This window comes from Rhizobium sp. 268 (assembly GCF_036571585.1).
GTDB lineage: Bacteria > Pseudomonadota > Alphaproteobacteria > Rhizobiales > Rhizobiaceae > Rhizobium > Rhizobium redzepovicii.
Genome location: NZ_JAPPSO010000014.1, coordinates 1 through 17524, shown reverse-complemented (window position 1 = coordinate 17524; position 17524 = coordinate 1). Strand labels below are relative to the sequence as shown.

The following is a 17524-nucleotide window of genomic DNA, read 5'->3' as shown; positions in this document are numbered from 1 at the left end:
CTCTACAGGTGTGAGATATCGGCTGAAATCGGCACGATGACTGTCTCCGAACCGCGGGCGGCGAACGCCTCGTGCACATGATGGCGGCCGTCCAGGATGACGAGTTCCATGGCGCGGCGCGCAGCAAGGCTGTCGCCGGAAACGATCGCGTCAACGATACGCATATGGGTGTCGGCGATATTGGCGAAGCCGTTTTCGGATGGCGGCGTGCTCATGCGGAACATGCCGACGAGGGCCGCTTCGATGAGGCTGCCCAAGGTGCGCATGAAGGGATTGTGCGAGGCCTCGGCGAGCGCCAGGTGAAAGTTAAGGTCGGCGAGCGCGAGGCTGTCGGCGGTATGGCCGCTCGCCGCCATCTCGAGCGCCAGCGCGCGCAGCGTCTCGATATCCTCGGCATTCGCCCGTTCGGCAACGAGACCGGCGGCGAAGGGTTCGATGGCGAGACGAATATCGTAGAGCTGCAGCAGAAACTCTTCCGTCACGCCGTTATCGAAGTGCCAGGCGATGATCTCGCTGTCGAACATGTTCCAGAAGTTCTTTTCGGTCACACGCGTGCCGACCCGCGCCTTGGCGACGACCATGCCCTTGGCGGCAAGCGTCTTCATCGTCTCGCGCAAGACGGTACGGGACACCTTGAAGCGCTGCGCCAGCTCGGTGTCGCCAGGCAGGATGGTGCCGACGGGATAGGTGCCGGCGACGATTTCCTTGCCGAGTTCGTCGACCACCTGTGCGTGGCTCGTCCGGGTTCTGCGCCCCGTCTTACGGGTCTCGTCCAATTTGTTGCGCAAGCGATCCCTCTCCCCTCAGGCGTACCTCTTGTTCAGACTGGAAACGAACAGGATGGCTTTCTGCATCAGGATGAATGCAAACAGCAAAAGGCCAATCAGAATCTTGGTCCACCAGCTCGACAGAGTGCCGTCGAAGGTGATGTAGGTCTGAATGAGCCCCTGGATCAGGATACCGATGAAGGTTCCCGCCACGAATCCCGCTCCTCCGGTCAGCAGCGTCCCCCCAATGACGACCGCCGCGATGGCATCGAGTTCGACACCGACTGCTGCAAGAGAATATCCGGCAGAGGTGTACAGCGAAAAAACGATCCCGGAAAGGCCTGCTAGAAAGCCCGACAGCGCATAAATCTGGATTGTCGTGCGTCCCACAGGCACGCCCATCAACCGGGCCGTCTGCGGGCCGCCGCCGAGCGCATAGACATTGGTGCCGAAGCGGGTGCGCTGGGCGATGAAAATGCCGACGGCAAAGACCAGAAGCATGATGGCGCCGATCAGCGTCAGCCGGCCGCCGCCGCCGGGCAGGCGCCAATAGAGGCTCGTCAGCGTCGAATAATATTCGTGGTCGATCGGGATGCTGTCGATCGAGAGCACGAAGGCCATGCCGCGCGCCAGGAACATGCCGGCGAGCGTGACGATGAAGGCCGGCATTTCGAGATAGTGGATGATTGCGCCCATGACCGCGCCAAAGGCGGTGGTGATGACCAGCACCAGCGCGAAGGCCAGCAGCGGATGGATCGAGGTCTTCTGCAGGATCACCGCGAGGAAGACGCCGGTGAAGGCGATGATCGATCCGATCGACAGATCGATGCCGCCGGAGATGATGACGAAGGTCATGCCGACGGCGGCGATGCCGAGGAAGGCGTTGTCGGTCAGAAGATTGCCGATGACGCGGGTCGACAGCATGTTCGGATATTGCAGCGTGCAACCGGCATAAGCGAGCACGAAGATGACGATGGTCGCCAGCAGCGGCAGGTATTTGGAGTTCATTTCGACTGCTCCCTTCCGCCCTGCCGGCGGCTGGCGAAGATGGCGAGCGACTGCACCGCCGGCGACTGGATGACGAGGATGACGATAATGATGACGGCCTTGATGATCAGGTTGAATTCGGGCGGGAAGCCGGAGGACAGGATGCCGGTATTCACCGCCTGGATGATCATCGCGCCGATCAGCGATCCGAGGATGCTGAAGCGCCCGCCGAGCAGCGAATTGCCACCGACGACGACGGCGAGGATGGCGTCGAGTTCCAGCCAGAGGCCGGCATTGTTGGCATCGGCCCCCTTGATGTCGGCGGCGACGATGATGCCGGCGATCGAGGCGCAGAGACCGCTCAGCATGTAGACGGCCATCAGCAGGACCGGCGTCTGGATGCCGGAGAGCGTGCTGGCGCGGCGATTGATGCCGACGGCCTCGATCAGCATGCCGAGCGCCGTGCGGCGGACGAGCAGGATGACGAGCAAAGCGACGAGCAGCCAGATGACCACAGGCATCGGCAGGAGCGCCAAGGAACCGCTACCGAAGAAGGTCAGCCCGTCATCGTTGAAGGTGAGGATCGCGCCTTCGGTGATGAGCTGGGCGATGCCGCGGCCGGCGACCATCAGCACCAGCGTAGCGATGATCGGCTGGATATTGAGGACCGCCACCAGGAAACCATTCCAGACGCCGCAGGCAATGCCGATCGCCAGCGTCAGGACAATGGTGTAGGCCACTGAATTTCCGGTGACAATTGACGAGGCGGCGACGGCGCCGCAGATGGCGATGACGGCGCCGACGGACAGGTCAATGCCCTTGGTGGCAATGACCAGCGTCATGCCGATCGCCAGCAACGCCACCGGCGCGCCGCGATTGAGCACATCGATCAGGCTGCCGTAAAGCCGGTCGTTCTGAACAACCACATTAAAAAACTGCGGCGACGTGATGAAATTCAACAAAAGAATGACAACGAGCGCGATCAATTGCGGCGCCAGGCGATAAGCCAGCGCCTTCAGCGAGGACCTCATGCATCCTCCTTCTTATGTTCGGCGGCGGCAATGGCTTCGACAATGCCCGCCGCGGTGATACGTTCGCCGGTGAGTTCGGCGATATGCTGCCTGTCGCGAAGGACAATGACACGTGAACTATAGGCGACAAGCTCTTCAAGTTCCGAGGAAATCACGATCAGCGACATGCCTTCGGCGCAGAGTTGCTCAATGAGCTTGATGATCTCGGCATGGGCGCCGACATCGATGCCGCGGGTCGGCTCGTCGAGGATCAGAAACTTCGGATTGGTCGCCAGCCAGCGGGCCAGGATCGCCTTCTGCTGATTGCCGCCGGAGAGGAGCCGGATCGGCTTTTCGCGATCGGTGGTGCGGATATCAAGCGCCTTGATGTAGCGGTCGGCAAGCGCATTCTGCTCGGCGCGCGACAGCGGCCGGGTCCAGCCGCGGCGCGCCTGCAGCGCCAAGGCAATGTTCTCCCGGATCGACAGGTCGCCGATGATGCCATCGGTCTTGCGGTCCTCGGGGCAGAAGCCGAAACCTTTTTCGATGGCCGATCGCGGGCTGGAAAGCGTCACCGGCTGCCCGTCGATCGTGGCGCTGCCGCTGTCGGCATGCTCGATGCCGAAGAGAAGCTCGGCGGTTTCCGTGCGGCCGGAGCCGAGCAGACCGGCAACACCGACCACCTCGCCGGCGCGCACATCAAGATCGAAGGGCTTGACCTTGCCGCGTTTGCCGTAGCCGGCAAAACGATAGCGGACCTCGCCGGCCGCAAGGCTGTGCTCCCGTACCGTCTCCTCGACATGCGCCAATTCACGGCCGAGCATCATGGCGATCAGGCCCTGGCGCGGCAGATCGGCGACGTCGCGGGTGCCGACGAGCTTGCCGTTGCGCAGCACGGTGATCCGGTCGCTGATCGCATAGACCTGTTCGAGAAAATGGGTGATGAAGACGATGCCCAGACCGCGCTTCTTCAGGTCCTCGATGATGCGAAAGAGCAGCGCCACTTCCTGGTTGTCGAGGCTGGCGGTGGGCTCATCCAGGATCAGCACCTTGCCGGAAAGATCAACGGCGCGGGCGATGGCGACCACCTGCTGGACGGCGACGGAGAAGCGGCCAAGCTCGGCGGTGACGTCGATATCGATGCCGTAGCCGGTGAGCAGATCGCGCGCCTTGCGGTTCATCGCGCGCACGTCGGTCATGCCGAAACGCCTTGGCTGGCGTCCGAGAAAGAGATTTTCGGCGACGCTCAGATTGGCCAGCAGGTTGACCTCCTGGTAAACCGTGCCGATGCCGAGCTTCTGGGCGGCGAGCGTATTAGCCGGATTGATTTCCTGGCCGTCGAGGGTCAGGCTGCCCTCGTCACGATGATAAGCGCCGGTGATGCATTTGATCAGTGTCGATTTGCCGGCACCGTTCTCGCCCAGCAGCGCGTGCACCTCGCCCTTGCGCAGCGTGAAATCGACCTTGTCCAACGCCACTGCGCCGGGAAAGAATTTCGATATTCCGGAAGCCGCGAGAACGTTCTCGAAATCGTGAATCATAAGGGTCTGTTTTCCTGATATTGACGGCAAAAGCCGCGCCGCGGCCGGACATGACGTCCCAAGGCGGCAAGGCAGTTCCGCACCGGTCCATGATGGGCCGGTGCGGTTCTACAGCGCTTGAATGCTGCATCATTCTACCCTCAAATCGATCCCGATTTGAGGATTATGCAGCGGCGTCAAATCAGATCAGTAGCCCTGACCCTTCTTCTCTTCGTAGACCTTCATCGGCTCGTCGGCGGGCGTGTAGAGCTTGGATTCGGTCTGGATCCACTTCGGCGGAGCCTTCTTGTCATTCAGGTAGGCATCGAGCGCATCGAAGGCCGGACCTGCCATATTAGGCGTCAGCTCGACCGTGGCATTGGACTCGCCTTCGGACATGGCCTTGAAGATATCCGGCACGGCGTCGATCGAGACGACGAGGATATCCTTGCCGGGCTTCAGGCCGGCTTCCTTGATCGCCTGGATGGCGCCGACGGCCATGTCGTCGTTATGGGCGTAGAGAGCGCAGATGTCCTTGCCGCCATTTTCGGCCTTCAGGAAGCTTTCCATGACTTCCTTGCCCTTGGTGCGGGTGAAGTCACCGGTCTGGCTGCGAACGATCTTGAGGTTGTCGTGGCCGGCGAGAGCTTCTTCGAAGCCCTTCTTGCGGGCGATGGCCGGCGACGAACCGGTCGTGCCCTGCAGCTCGACGACGTTGCACTTCTTGTCGCCGACGGTCTTGACCAGGAAGTCACCGGCGACCTTGCCTTCGTGGACCAGGTCCGAAGTGACAGCCGTCAGGTAGAGATCATCAGGAGCCTTGATGGTGCGGTCGAGCAGGATGACCGGAATCTTGGCTTCCTTGGCTTCCTTCAGAACGTCATCCCAGCCGGTTTCGACGACCGGAGCAATGAGAATGGCATCGACGCCCTGAGCAATGAAGGAGCGCAGAGCCTTGATCTGATTTTCCTGCTTCTGCTGTGCATCGGCAAACTTCAGATCGATGCCGCGCTTCTTGGCCTGCTCCTTGGTTACGGTCGTTTCAGCCGCGCGCCAGCCCGATTCCGAGCCGATCTGCGAGAAGCCGACGGTCAATCCGCCGGCCGAAGCCGAACCAAACATGCAGGTAGCAAGAATCGTGGCACTCAAAAGTGCAGTCTTCAATTTCATGATTTCCTCCCAAGCCGCGTCTCGCGGCGCACGGTCAAAAAATCATATAGTATTACTTTTGTAAATCGGAATCTTTGCATGCAGCGCAGCAAAAAAGAGCGCCCACAAGGGGCGCCCTTCGCACGTGCGAATTGAAGACTGCTTATTGCGCCGGTAGCTTGTCGTCGACGCCTTCGACATAGAAATTCATGCCGAGCAGCGTGCCGTCATCGGCCTTCTCGCCGGCCTTCAGCCAGGGCGTGCCGTCCTGCTTGTTGATCGGGCCGGTGAAGGGATGCAGCTCACCCGACTTGATCTTGGCTTCGGTTTCCTCGGCCATCTTCTTCACATCGTCAGGCATGTTGGTATAGGGCGCCATCTTCAGGATTCCGTCCTTCAGGCCGTCCCAGCTCTGCTCGGACTTCCAGGTGCCGTCCAGAAGCGCGTGGACGCGCTTGGAGTAGTAGGTGCCCCAGGTATCGACGATCGCCGTCAGCTGCGCCTTGGGGCCTGCCGCGATCATGTCGGATGCCTGACCGAAGGCGTGGATGCCGCGTTCTTCGGCAACCTGCATCGGCGCGGTCGTATCCGTGTGCTGGGTCAGCACGTCGACGCCCTGGTCGACCATCGCCTTGGCGGCATCGGCTTCCTTGCCGGGGTCGAACCAGGTGTTGACCCAGATGACCTTCAGCTTGAAGCTCGGATCGACCGACTTGGCGCCCTGCTCGAAGGAGTTGATGCCCATCACCACTTCCGGAATCGGGAAGGAGGCGATGTAGGCGGCGGCGTGATTCTTCGAGGTCTTAGCGGCGATCTGGCCGAGGATATAGCGGCCTTCATAGAAGCGCGAATTGTAGGTGGCGAGATTGGGGCCGGATTTGTACCCGGTGCCGTGCTCGAACTTGACGTCGGGGAACTTGGCGGCAACCTTGACCGTCGCATCCATGAAGCCGAAGGACGTCGTGAAGATCAGCTTGCAGCCGGAACGGGCAAGACGCTCGATGGCGCGCTCGGCATCCGGGCCTTCCGGCACGTTTTCGAGGTAAGGCGTGTCGATCTTGTCGCCGAATTCGGCCTGGACCTGCTGGCGGCCGAGATCATGCGCCTGCGAATAACCGCCATCGGTGTGCGAACCGACATAGACGAAGCAGACCTTCGTCTTATCAGCAGCCTGAGCGGCCGACGAGATGCCGATCACGGCGGCAGCCGAGGCGGCGAGTGCGAATGCGTATTTCTTCATGGTAACCCCTGTTGGTTTGAAGTTATTTGCGGAAACCCGTCTTTGTCTTTGCCTTATCGCTCCGGCACGAAGGCTTTTCCGAGCGAGGCGGGCGTATTGATCAACGTCGTGCGCCGATTATGAGAAATGATGATGAGAACCACAATAGTCGCGGCATAGGGCAGCATCGAGAGGAACTGTGAGGGAATGCCGAGACCGAAGGCCTGCGCGTGCAGTTGCAGGATGGTGACCGCGCCGAAGAGATAACCGCCGGCAAAGACCCGCCACGGCCGCCAGGAGGCAAAGACCACCAGCGCCAGCGTGATCCAGCCGCGTCCGGCCGACATGTTCTCCGCCCATTGCGGGGTATAGACGAGCGACAGCTGGGCGCCGGCAAGACCGGCGCAGGCGCCGCCGAACATCACCGCCAGATAGCGCGTGCGGATAACCTGAATGCCGAGCGCATGGGCCGAAGCGTGACTGTCGCCGATCGCCCTCAGCTTCAGCCCGGCCCGGCTGCGGAACAGGAACCAGCTGACGCCGACCACAAGCGCAATCGACAGGTAGAAGATCAGATCTTGCCGGAAGAGAACATGGCCGATGACCGGGATGCCGGAGAGGAGCGGAATAACGATCTCACCCAGACGAATGCCGGGCATGCTGACATAGGCTTCGCCGAGCATGCCCGACACGCCGAGGCCGAGAAGGGTAAGCGCCAGACCCGTTGCCACCTGGTTTGCCACCAGCGTCAGCGTCAGGAAAGCGAAGAGAAGCGAGAAAAGCGCGCCTGCGGCAATGCCGCAGACCATGCCGACATAGGGCGAGCCCGACATTTGCGCTCCGGCAAATGCGGCGACCGCGCCCATGATCATCATGCCTTCGACGCCGAGATTGAGCACGCCGGAGCGCTCGGTGACGAGTTCGCCCAGCGCTGCGATGACGAGCGGCGTCGAGGCGGTGATGACGGTCAGCAGAATTGCTTCGAAGATGCTCATGCCGCGCCCCTGACCCGCGACCAGACGATGCGGATTTTGTAATAGATCAGCGTATCGCAGGAGAGCACGAAGAAGAGCAGCAGCCCCTGGAAGACGCGGGTGACCTTGTCGGAAACGCCGAGCGACAGCTGTGCGGCCTCGCCGCCGAGATAGGTCAATGCCAGCACCAGGCCCGATGCGATGATGCCGAGCGGATTGAGGCGTCCCAAGAAGGCGACAATAATGGCGGTGAAGCCGTAGCCCGGCGAGATCGCCGGCTGCAGGTGGCCGATCGAGCCGGAGACCTCGGCTATCCCGGCGAGGCCGGCAAGGGCGCCGGAGAAGAGGAAGCTGAACCAGATCATTTTCTTCGACGAGAAACCGGCAAAGCGCCCTGCCCGTTCCGACTGGCCGAGCACGACGATCTCGAAGCCTTTCAGCGTGTAGCGCAGCATGAACCAGACGCCGACGGCCGCAATGAGGGCGAAGATGAAGGCCCAATGGGCCCGGCCCGACTCTTCCCAGATCGCCGGCAGCACCGCCTCAGGCGCGAAATCGCGCGAGACCGGAAAGTTGAAGCCCTTCGGATCGCGCCAGGCGCCACGGATCAGCCAGTCGAGGAAGAGCTGGGCGATATAGACCAGCATCAGCGACGTCAGGATTTCGTTGGTGTTGAAATGCGCCTTCAACAGCGCCGGAATGGCGGCGAAAAGCGCACCGCCGAGCGCTCCCAGGATGAGCATCAGCGGCAGGACAAGCGGCGAGTGCCAGTCGTAGAAGACGATCGGCAGATAGGAGCCGGTGATGGCGCCGATGGTGAACTGGCCTTCGGCGCCGATATTCCAGTTGTTCGAGCGGTAGCAGACCGCCAGGCCGACAGCGATCAGGATCAACGGTGCCGCCTTGATCGCCAGTTCGTGCAGAGACCAGACCTCGAGCAGCGGCTCGACGAAGAAGGCGTCCAGCGCCTCCACAGGGTCCTTGCCGAGCATGGCAAACATGATGGCGCCGAACACCAGTGTCAGCACAAGGGCCAGCAGCGGCGAGACGAAGGTATAGAGCTTCGAGACGTCGGGGCGTTTTTCGAGTTCAATGCGCATGGGCTGCCTCTTCAATGCGCATGCGGCGCCTCTGGGGCACCACCGCTCTGGTGCAGGCCGCCCATCAGCAGTCCGATCTTTTCGCGTGTCAGTTCGCCAGCCGGGAACGGGCTGGAAAGGCGTCCCTCGGAGATGACGGCAATATCGGTCGCCACTTCGAAGATCTCGTCGAGATCCTGGCTGATGACGACGACGGCGGAGCCGGCCTTTGCCAGATCGACCAGAGCCTGGCGGATGCGGCTTGCAGCCCCGGCATCGACACCCCAGGTCGGCTGGTTGACGACGAGCACGGCCGGCTGGCGGTCGAGTTCGCGGCCGACGATGAATTTCTGCAGATTGCCGCCGGAGAGCGAGCCTGCGGCCGGGTCGTCGCCGCTCTTGCGCACATCCATCGCCTCGGAAATCCGCCGTGCGGCAGATTTCACCGCGCCATGGCGGATGATGCCGAGCAGGCCGAGAAAGGCCTTGCGGTCCGACTGGCTGCGGGCGAGCACCAGATTGTCAGACAGTTTCATGGCGGAGACGGCGGCATGGCCGTGCCGCTCCTCCGGCACGAAACCGGCGCCGAGCAGGCGGCGGGCGGTGATGCCCTCCGTGCCCACAGGCTTCTTGCGAATGACGATCGCTTCTGCCGACGCGACCGGATATTCGCCGGAGAGGGCATCGAAAAGCTCGCTCTGGCCGTTGCCGGCGACGCCGGCGATGGCGAGGATTTCGCCAGCGCGCACCGCCATCGAGACGTCGCGCAGCGGCATGGCGAAAGGCGTGCGGGGTGCGACCGAAAGGTTGGCAACGGCAAGCTGCACCTCACCCTTGTCGCTCCGCTCGGGATGGGTGACGCTCGCCACCTCGCTGCCGACCATCATGCGGGCAAGCGAGGCCGGCGTTTCCTGCTTCGGATCGCAGGCGCCGGTGACGCTGCCATGGCGCAGCACCGTGGCGCGATCGCAGATGCGCTGCACCTCTTCCAGGCGGTGGCTGATATAGAGAACCGAGCGGCCCTCGGCGCGCAGCTTGAACAGCGTTTCGAACAGCCGGTCGGCCTCCTGCGGCGTCAGCACCGAGGTCGGCTCGTCGAGAATGATCAGCTTCGGGTTCTGCAGCAGCGCGCGGACGATCTCGATGCGCTGGCGCTCGCCGACGGAGAGATCGGCGACATGGGCATGCGGATCGAGCGGCAGGCCGTAAGCTTGAGACAGCGCCCTCGCCTGCTCGGCGATCTTGCCGATCGGGATGGAGTCGTCGAGCGACAGCGCGATGTTTTCGGCGACGGTCAGCGCCTCGAACAGCGAAAAATGCTGGAAGACCATGCCGATGCCGAGCTTGCGGGCCTCGCCCGGCGAGGCGACCGACACCGGCTTGCCCTGCCAGAGGATATGCCCGTGCGTCGGCTCCAGCACGCCGAACAGCATCTTCACCAGGGTGGATTTGCCTGCGCCATTTTCGCCGAGAAGCGCGTGAATTTCGCCCGGCGCGATATCGAGATCGATTTCATTGCAGGCGGCAAAGCCACCGAAAAACTTCGTCAGCTTCTGGACGGATAACAACGCACCGGGTTCCGGCACATTCAATGGCGACACGTTCCCCTCATTTCTTCTGCCGATCGGTCCGTTCGGATCTCATGGAATCAGCAGCGTCGTTCCTGTTGTTTTTCTTGTTTCCAGATCCGCGTGAGCCTGCCCAACTTCACGCAAGGGATAGGTTTGATTGATATTGATACGCACTTTGTTGCTTTGCACAACATCAAATAGCGCCTTGGCGCTGTCGGTCAGCTCCTGGCGGGCGGCGATGTAGGTGAAGAGCGTCGGCCGCGTCGCAAACAGCGAGCCCTTCTGCGCCAGCATCGCCAGGGTAAAGTTCTCGATCGGCCCGGAGGATTGGCCGAAAGAGGCAAAAAGGCCGCGCGGCTTCAGGCAGTCGAGCGACTGTGGAAAAGTATCGCGGCCGATCGAATCGTAGACGACATCGACGCCCTTGCCCCCGGTGATTTCGCGCACGCGGGCGACGAAGTCTTCGCTCTTGTAGTTGATCACATGGTCGTAGCCATGGGCGAGCGCCAGCTCGATCTTGTCTTCGGAGCCCGCCGTGCCGATGACGGTGGCGCCGAGCGCCTTTGCCCATTGGCCGGCGATTAGGCCGACGCCGCCGGCAGCGGCGTGGAACAGTAGGACCGTCTGCGGGCCGACCTTGAAGGTGCGGTTCAAGAGATATTCGGCGGTCATGCCCTTCAGCATCATCGCCGCTGCCGTTTCGAGTTCTATGCCGTCAGGCACAAGCACCAGATGCCGCGTCTCGATATTGCGTTCGGCGCTATAGGCGCCGTCGGCGCCGGCATAGGCGACGCGGTCGCCGATATTGAAATCGGTAACGCCGGGGCCGACTGCCGTCACCGTGCCGGCGCCCTCCTTGCCGGTGACAAAGGGCAAATGCGGCGCCTTATAGGTGCCGTTGCGGAAATAGACATCGATGAAATTGAGGCCGACCGCCGCCTGGCGGATCTGCACCTCGCCGGCTGCGGGCGGCGGCAGATCGAGCTCGACGTAATCGAAGACCTCCGGCCCGCCCGTTCTCGAAAATGAAATCGCCTGCGTTTTCGTCATCTGGCTTGTCCTAAGCTTTTCGTCCGAGGGCGGGGAAGAATTGCAGCACCGCGCCGATGACGTAAAGATAGACCCCGGTCACGATAAAGAGAATGAGCGCCCATTCGGGCGTGTCGAAATGCATCAGCAGCGAAAAAATCCCCAGCGCCGACCACAGGAAAAAGACGCCGAGGTTGAGCGGGCGCAGCCTTTTGACCCGGACCGGGTGGAGGAAATTGATCGGCAGGAAGGTCAGCACCACCGAGACGATGACAACAGTGAGCGCCGTCGTGGCGCTCGCATCGATGACGAACAGCGTGAAGACGATCATGTTCCAGACGACAGGGAAGCCGGAGAAGAAATACTCGTCCGTCTTCATGCCCATATCGGCATAGTAGATGGCGCTGGAGACGACGATCATGCCGGCGGCGACGAAGGACCAGGGCTCGCCGATCATGCCGCTCTGATAAAGCGCGAAGGCCGGCAGAAGCACATAGGTGACGTAGTCGATGATATTGTCGAGCGTATCTCCCGACCAGTTCGGCAGCACTTCCTTGACGCGCACCTTGCGGGCGATCGGCCCGTCTATGCCGTCAACCAGAAGGGCGAGGCCCAGCCACCAGAACATGTCGATGAAGCGGTGTTCGGCGGCGGCAACGACGCCGAGAAAGGCAAGGAAGGAGCCGGATGCCGTCAGGATATGGACGGAAAAGGCGCGCATCTCCGCATAAGGAACACGCTTGTAGTTGAAAATCTTCATATTCCCCCGACCGCCCTATCGCGCTCGCCCCGGCAAGCATCTTTTTTTCGCCACCATCGCCGAACCCTGTTGCTGAATCGGGTTCGACGCCGTAGGTCTTTGTTGTCGCACCATTTTTGCCGAAAACCGGCATCCGTTTCCGGCGTGCTGCTCTAATATGCATCCTTTGCCGGGCTTCGCCAGCGGGAAATACGACATTCCCCGCCAGCCATTGAATCCTGACGATGACATGCATATTTCCCTTTAGAAGCGTCGCGTGGAATGGAATGCCTTTAATTCCGGCCCGATTTGTAATATCTCGCTCGCATCCGACTGTTCATCCGACGAAACGGGATCCGCTACCGAAATGAACGCGCCTGCAAAGACCGAAGACTTCGCCTTGTCCATCCCCGCCGGCGTCTATGCCGAGACGGTGCTCGATGTCACGCACTATACGGACCGGCTCTTCCGCTTCACGATGACCCGGCCGCAGGGCTTCCGTTTCCGTTCCGGCGAATTCGCGATGATCGGCCTGATGGTCGAGGGCAAACCGGTCTTCCGCGCCTATTCGATCGCCAGCCCCGCCTGGGCCGAAGAGCTTGAATTCTTCTCGATCAAGGTGCCGGATGGCCCGCTGACCTCGCATCTGCAGGCGATCAAGCCGGGCGATCAGGTGCTGATGCGCAAGAAGCCGACCGGCACGCTGGTGCTCGATGCGCTGACACCAGGCCGTCGTCTCTACATGTTCTCGACGGGAACGGGCGTTGCGCCTTTCGCCAGCCTGATCCGCGATCCCGAGACCTATGAGAAGTTCGAGGAAGTCATCCTCACCCATACCACCCGCGATGTCGCCGAGCTGCAATACGGCTTCGACCTCGTCAACGAGATCCAGAATGACGAGCTGCTGAAGGAAGTGGTCGGCGACAAGCTGCGCCATTATGCGACCGTCACGCGCGAGGATTTCGAATATCGCGGCCGCATCACCGACCTGATCTCGTCGGGCAAGCTGTTTACCGATCTCGGCGTACCGCCGCTCGACCCGGCGATCGACCGCGGCATGATCTGCGGCTCCTCGGCCATGCTGAAGGACACCAAGGAACTGCTCGAAAAGGCCGGCCTCAACGAAGGCGCCAACAGCAAGCCCGCCGAATTCGTCATCGAGCGCGCTTTCGTCGGCTGAGGTTTTTCCGACAATCAGACCTGACAACGGCTCCGGAAACGGGGCCGTTTTTATGTCTGGGCGAGATAGTCGATCAGCATCGCCATCGCGGCGCGCGCCGCATCCGGCTTGCCTCGGTGGATGGCCTGGATGACAGCGACATGCAATGCGATGGCGCGATCCATTCGCTCCGGGTTTGCGGTGGAGTACCAGAGGCGACGCGAATGCGTCTGCACCGGGCCGAGCGCCGCGGTGATAAAACCATTCGGGCAGACCTCTTCGAGGATTTCGTCGAAGGTCTTGTCGGCGGCAAAGAAGCCGGCGAGATCGCCCGTGGCGGCGCATTTGTCCATGGCCCGGGCGCAGTCGCCGAGGCGCCCGCGCTGTTCGTCCGTGGCATGCTCGGCAACGAGGCTTGCCGCGATCGGCTCCAGTTCACGGCGCACCTGCATGACATTGCCATGATCCTCCGGCGCGATCTCGGCAATCTGCAGCCCGACGCGCGGCTTTACCAAGATCAGCCCCTGCCAGGCGAGCTTCTGAATGGCCTCCCGCACCGGCGTCCGCCCATGGCCCGCCATATCGATCAGCTGTTTTTCGGTGACGAGCGCCCCGGGCTTCAGCGCCAGTGTGACGATCAGGTGTTCCAGCGCAAGATAGGCAAGATGGCTCTGTGAGGTCTGCATGCTGAAAATCCGCTGCCGATCTGATATATCACCTTGTCGCACGGCGAAAAGCCGAAGACAAGTCGGCATTGAAATATCGGAATAGAGACAAAGAGATAACAGCGGTGTGAATTCGACGAATGCGATTGCTGACCTGGTGGTCTACGCCGCAAAGAACTCCCTTCCCTCGCCCCACCTCCGTTATGCTCGGCCTTAAGCCGAGCATCCACACCACATCCACCAGCAGTAATGGCATGGATCCTCGGCCCAAAGCCGAGGAGGACAGAGAGCGGGGTTGGCGTCCACGTCGAATACAAGCTTGACGATGGATTGGCCGCCCCGCTGCCCTTTGGCGGCCTGATGAAGCATTATATTGGCGCCGCCGTCCTGAGCGACGAGTTCAACGATGCGATCGCCGGGCAAGCTGGTCGCCTTAAATCCGAAGTGCTTCTCATAAAACCGCGCCGTTTCCTCGACGTTCCCGGCGTAGATCACCAGCCTGTTGAGCGGCATGACGGCGCCTCATGTCTCCTCAAGTTTACTTTGAGTGCAACGCAACCGCTGTTCCTGCGGCTGCGTTGCCTCAGGCCAAACTTAGCTGAACAGAGTTCCCGAAACCTGCGTGCCATCCGCAAGGTAGAAGAACTCGATGCTGTTTGCTCCGGCGTACCAGTCTTGCAGTATCACCGTGGCGTTTTCATAGCCTGTGCCGGGCGTCGCGTCGGCATGAGATTGAAGAACGAGATCATCCCCCACTCTCAGGTTATCCAAATCCGCCAAGGATAGAACCCTGTCCAGATACACCGCGTCACTTCCTTCGACACCAGTGTCCTTGATCGTCGCAGCAAGAGCCATGTTCACATGGTAGCTGTCGCCGTCGTTGCCGCCATCTGCAAAACCTTGGCCCAATATCAGGTTCAAGGTATCGCTGCCGTCGTCGCCATAGAGGTGGAAATCGCCAGTGCCGCTAAAGAGCGTATCATCGCCGCTGCCCCCATGAAGCTGGTCTGCTCCGCCGCCGCCATTCAGCGTATCATTGCCGGTTCCACCGGTGATGATGTTGTCGCCGGTGTTGCCGGTCAGTGTTGCATTGCCGGTGCCGGTGAAAGTCAGCCGCTCGACGTTGGCATCGTTCGCCATCAAATAGCTTGTCAGTGTGGTGCGGATCTCGTCCGTCCCCTCTCCTGCAGCCTCCGTGATCGTCACACCCTGAGCGTCGATGAGATAGATATCGTCTCCCGCGGCTCCGACGAGGGCGTGTCCCGAAGTGGAAGAGGCCAGGGTGTCGGCGAAGGAGGAGCCAACGACCCGCTCGAAATTGGCCAGAACGTCACCTGACGCGTAGCCACCGCTGACGACCTTGGTTGTCAGGTTGATATCTACCGCATCGCTGGAGAGCGAATAATCGATCGTATCCAGAGTGCCCGCTCCGCCATTCAGATTGTCCGCCGAAGCTGAGCTGAAGAAGGTGTCGTTGAAGTTCGACCCTACGAAAGCTTCAATGCTGTCGAAGCTGTCGCCGGCGGCGTCGCCTGTATGGACCCCGGTCTTCAAATCGAGAGTGATTGCCGCCGCCGCATTGGCATAGCTGGCGGTATCCGCGCCCGCACCGCCGATCAACTGGTCGGCTCCGGCACCTCCGATCAGCGTATCGTTGCCTATTCCACCTGTTATGACGTTGTCGCCGGCATTGCCGGTCAGGGTCGCGTTGCCGGCGCCGGTGAAGGTGAGATGCTCGATATTGGCGTAGGCCGCCATCGAGTAGGAGGTCGCAGTGGTGCGGATCTCGTCGTCGCCTCCGCCTGCCGATTCGGTGATGACGATGTTCTGGGAGCTGACAACATAGGTATCGTTGCCGCCGCCGCCCTGCAGCGTCTGGGTGGTCGTGGCGGTCGAGCCGAGCGTGTCTGCGAAGGCCGAACCGATGACCTGCTCGATGCTGACGAGCCTGTTGCCCTCCGCGTCGCCGCCCGATGCGATGGCCGTCACTCCGCTAGCCCCAAGGATCACGCTGACCGCTGCAGCCGAAGAGGAATAGCTGACGGTGTCGGTGCCGACACCGCCGTTGAAGGTGACGGCTGTGCCGTTGCCAACGAAGGTGTCCTTGGAGGAAGAGCCGACGAACGTCTCAATGCTGCTGAAGGTGTCTCCGGCGGCGTCGCCAATGTGGACGCCAGTCTTCAGATTGATAGTGATTGCGGCCGCCGCATTGGCATAGCTGGCGGTATCCGTGCCCGCACCGCCGATCAGTTGATCGGCTCCGGCGCCGCCATTCAGCGTATCATTGCCGGTTCCACCGGTTATGACGTTATTGCCGCTATTACCGGTCAGGGTCGCGTTGCCGGTGCCGGTAAAGGTCAGCCGCTCGACATTGGCGAAAGCCGCCATCGAATAGGTTGCCAGCGTAGTGCGGATCTCGTCCGTACCCTCTCCAGCAGCCTCCGTAATCGTCACGCCTTGGTTGCCGACGAGATAGATATCATCTCCGGTTCCTCCGACGAGGCTGTGTCCTGATGTCGACGAGCCCAGGGTGTCGGCGAAGGAAGAGCCAATGACCCGCTCGAAATTGGCGAGAACGTCCCCCGCCGCATCGCCACCGCTAACGATGTTGGTCGTCAGATCGACGTTTACCGCAGCACTGGAGAGCGAATAGTCAATCGTATCAGTGCCTGCTGCGCCATTCAGATTATCTGCCGAAGCTGAGCTGAAGAAGGTGTCGTCGAAGCTCGAGCCCTCGAATGCTTCGATGCCGGTGAAGGTGTCGCCGGCGGCGTCGCCGGTGTGGACCCCGGTCTTCAGATTAAGCGTGATCGCAGCCGCCGCATTGGCATAGCTGGCGGTATCCGTCCCTGTGCCGCCGATCAGCTGGTCGGCGCCCCCGCTGCCGATCAGGGTATCGTTCCCGCCGGCGCCGTCCAGGATATCATTGGCCGCGCCTCCGATGAGGATGTCATCGCCGGCGCCGCCGGTCAGGTTCACTGCCCCGGTGCCGGTGAAGGTCACCCGCTCGACATTGGTGTAGTTCGCCATTGAAAAGGTTGTCAGCGTGGTACGGATCTCGTCCGTACCTTCGCCAGCGGCCTCGACGATGGTGACGCCCTGGTTGTCGACGAGATAGATATCGTCTCCCGCTCCGCCGACGAGGGTGTGTCCAGACGTGGAAGAGCCCAAGGTGTCGGCGAAGGACGATCCTACGACTCGCTCGATGTTGACGAGGCTGTTGCCTTCAGCGTCGCCGCCCGTTGCAACCGTCGTCACCCCGGCGGCCCCAAGGGTTACGTTGACGGCCGCAGCCGAGGTGGAATAATCGACGATGTCGGTGCCGGCGCCGCCGTTGAAGGTGATGGTAGTGCCGTTGCCGACGAAAGTGTCGTTGGCGGACGAGCCGCTGAGCATCTCGATGCCGCTGAAGGTGTCGCCGGCCGCATCGCCTGTATGGACGCCGGTCTTCAGATTAAGGGTGACCTGGCCGGTATAGGCTGCTGTATCGTTGCCCGTGCCGCCATCCAATTGATCTGCCCCCGCGCCGCCGGTGAGGCTGTCGTTGCCGTCGCCGCCCTGGAGCACATCATTACCTGCGCCGCCGATGAGGATGTCGGTGCCGGCGCCGCCGAACAGCTGGTCATTGCCGGCGCCGCCGTCCAGGGTATCGTTGG

The 17524-nt window shown here is 61.5% G+C and carries 15 protein-coding genes; 1 reads left to right on the top strand and 14 read right to left on the bottom strand.

What is annotated here, in order from left to right; genetic code table 11:
- Positions 1-2: 2 nt before the first annotated feature.
- The 11 genes from OS035_RS25095 to pcsA form a co-directional block, all read right to left on the bottom strand.
- Entirely contained in the window at positions 3-788 is a 786-nt protein-coding gene (locus OS035_RS25095; protein ID WP_097628925.1) for a FadR/GntR family transcriptional regulator, read from the bottom strand.
- A 15-nt stretch (positions 789-803) separates the two neighbouring features.
- Positions 804-1775, bottom strand: coding sequence for a galactofuranose ABC transporter, permease protein YjfF (gene yjfF, locus OS035_RS25090; RefSeq protein WP_331814198.1), 972 nt, complete (start codon positions 1773-1775; stop codon positions 804-806).
- Positions 1772-2785, bottom strand: coding sequence for an ABC transporter permease (locus tag OS035_RS25085; RefSeq protein WP_097628927.1), 1014 nt, complete (start codon positions 2783-2785; stop codon positions 1772-1774). Before OS035_RS25085 ends, yjfF begins: the two co-directional genes overlap by 4 nt.
- On the bottom strand, positions 2782-4305 hold the full coding sequence (gene ytfR / locus OS035_RS25080; protein ID WP_183777703.1) for a galactofuranose ABC transporter, ATP-binding protein YtfR: 1524 nt from the start codon (positions 4303-4305) through the stop codon (positions 2782-2784). The genes OS035_RS25085 and ytfR overlap by 4 nt, the downstream gene beginning before the upstream one ends.
- Positions 4306-4491: 186 nt before the next feature.
- Positions 4492-5454 carry a galactofuranose ABC transporter, galactofuranose-binding protein YtfQ gene (gene ytfQ, locus OS035_RS25075; RefSeq protein WP_183777704.1) on the bottom strand — a complete coding sequence of 321 codons (963 nt, stop codon included), beginning with the start codon at positions 5452-5454 and terminating at the stop codon, positions 4492-4494.
- A gap of 142 nt (positions 5455-5596) precedes the next feature.
- On the bottom strand, positions 5597-6673 hold the full coding sequence (locus OS035_RS25070; RefSeq protein ID WP_097628930.1) for a BMP family ABC transporter substrate-binding protein: 1077 nt from the start codon (positions 6671-6673) through the stop codon (positions 5597-5599).
- A gap of 53 nt (positions 6674-6726) precedes the next feature.
- Entirely contained in the window at positions 6727-7647 is a 921-nt protein-coding gene (locus tag OS035_RS25065; RefSeq protein WP_097628931.1) for an ABC transporter permease, read from the bottom strand.
- Complete coding sequence (locus tag OS035_RS25060) at positions 7644-8726, bottom strand: ABC transporter permease (RefSeq protein ID WP_097628932.1); 1083 nt, start codon at positions 8724-8726, stop codon at positions 7644-7646. The genes OS035_RS25065 and OS035_RS25060 overlap by 4 nt, the downstream gene beginning before the upstream one ends.
- Positions 8727-8737: 11 nt before the next feature.
- Entirely contained in the window at positions 8738-10306 is a 1569-nt protein-coding gene (locus OS035_RS25055) for an ABC transporter ATP-binding protein (RefSeq protein WP_097628933.1), read from the bottom strand.
- 39 nt (positions 10307-10345) lie between these two features.
- Positions 10346-11326, bottom strand: coding sequence for a quinone oxidoreductase family protein (locus OS035_RS25050; RefSeq protein ID WP_097628934.1), 981 nt, complete (start codon positions 11324-11326; stop codon positions 10346-10348).
- A 10-nt stretch (positions 11327-11336) separates the two neighbouring features.
- The gene (pcsA, locus tag OS035_RS25045; protein WP_097628935.1) at positions 11337-12065 is read right to left on the bottom strand and encodes a phosphatidylcholine synthase; all 729 of its coding nucleotides are present in this window, start codon (positions 12063-12065) and stop codon (positions 11337-11339) included.
- A gap of 346 nt (positions 12066-12411) precedes the next feature.
- Here pcsA and OS035_RS25040 point away from each other — a divergent pair, with 346 nt between their 5' ends.
- On the top strand, positions 12412-13224 hold the full coding sequence (locus OS035_RS25040) for a ferredoxin--NADP reductase (protein ID WP_097628936.1): 813 nt from the start codon (positions 12412-12414) through the stop codon (positions 13222-13224).
- Between the two features lie 50 nt (positions 13225-13274).
- Here OS035_RS25040 and OS035_RS25035 read toward each other — a convergent pair whose 3' ends face one another.
- The 3 genes from OS035_RS25035 to OS035_RS25025 form a co-directional block, all read right to left on the bottom strand.
- A complete protein-coding gene (locus OS035_RS25035) occupies positions 13275-13889 on the bottom strand; it encodes a GntR family transcriptional regulator (RefSeq protein ID WP_097628937.1) in 615 nt (204 codons plus the stop codon).
- A gap of 192 nt (positions 13890-14081) precedes the next feature.
- A complete protein-coding gene (locus OS035_RS25030; protein ID WP_331814197.1) occupies positions 14082-14381 on the bottom strand; it encodes a VOC family protein in 300 nt (99 codons plus the stop codon).
- 81 nt (positions 14382-14462) lie between these two features.
- Positions 14463-17524, bottom strand: a 3062-nt coding sequence (locus tag OS035_RS25025) for a beta strand repeat-containing protein (protein ID WP_331814196.1), incomplete at its 5' end; no start/stop codon positions are given.

What these genes read in the sequence shown, in the direction of transcription:
- yjfF (WP_331814198.1), bottom strand. Translation starts at nt 1,775, where the DNA reads ATGAACTCCAAATACCTGCCGCTGCTGGCGACCATCGTCATCTTCGTG.
- OS035_RS25085 (WP_097628927.1), bottom strand. Translation starts at nt 2,785, where the DNA reads ATGAGGTCCTCGCTGAAGGCGCTGGCTTATCGCCTGGCGCCGCAATTG.
- ytfR (WP_183777703.1), bottom strand. Translation starts at nt 4,305, where the DNA reads ATGATTCACGATTTCGAGAACGTTCTCGCGGCTTCCGGAATATCGAAA.
- ytfQ (WP_183777704.1), bottom strand. Translation starts at nt 5,454, where the DNA reads ATGAAATTGAAGACTGCACTTTTGAGTGCCACGATTCTTGCTACCTGC.
- OS035_RS25070 (WP_097628930.1), bottom strand. Translation starts at nt 6,673, where the DNA reads ATGAAGAAATACGCATTCGCACTCGCCGCCTCGGCTGCCGCCGTGATC.
- OS035_RS25065 (WP_097628931.1), bottom strand. Translation starts at nt 7,647, where the DNA reads ATGAGCATCTTCGAAGCAATTCTGCTGACCGTCATCACCGCCTCGACG.
- OS035_RS25060 (WP_097628932.1), bottom strand. Translation starts at nt 8,726, where the DNA reads ATGCGCATTGAACTCGAAAAACGCCCCGACGTCTCGAAGCTCTATACC.
- OS035_RS25050 (WP_097628934.1), bottom strand. Translation starts at nt 11,326, where the DNA reads ATGACGAAAACGCAGGCGATTTCATTTTCGAGAACGGGCGGGCCGGAG.
- pcsA (WP_097628935.1), bottom strand. Translation starts at nt 12,065, where the DNA reads ATGAAGATTTTCAACTACAAGCGTGTTCCTTATGCGGAGATGCGCGCC.
- OS035_RS25040 (WP_097628936.1), top strand. Translation starts at nt 12,412, where the DNA reads ATGAACGCGCCTGCAAAGACCGAAGACTTCGCCTTGTCCATCCCCGCC.
- OS035_RS25035 (WP_097628937.1), bottom strand. Translation starts at nt 13,889, where the DNA reads ATGCAGACCTCACAGAGCCATCTTGCCTATCTTGCGCTGGAACACCTG.
- OS035_RS25030 (WP_331814197.1), bottom strand. Translation starts at nt 14,381, where the DNA reads ATGCCGCTCAACAGGCTGGTGATCTACGCCGGGAACGTCGAGGAAACG.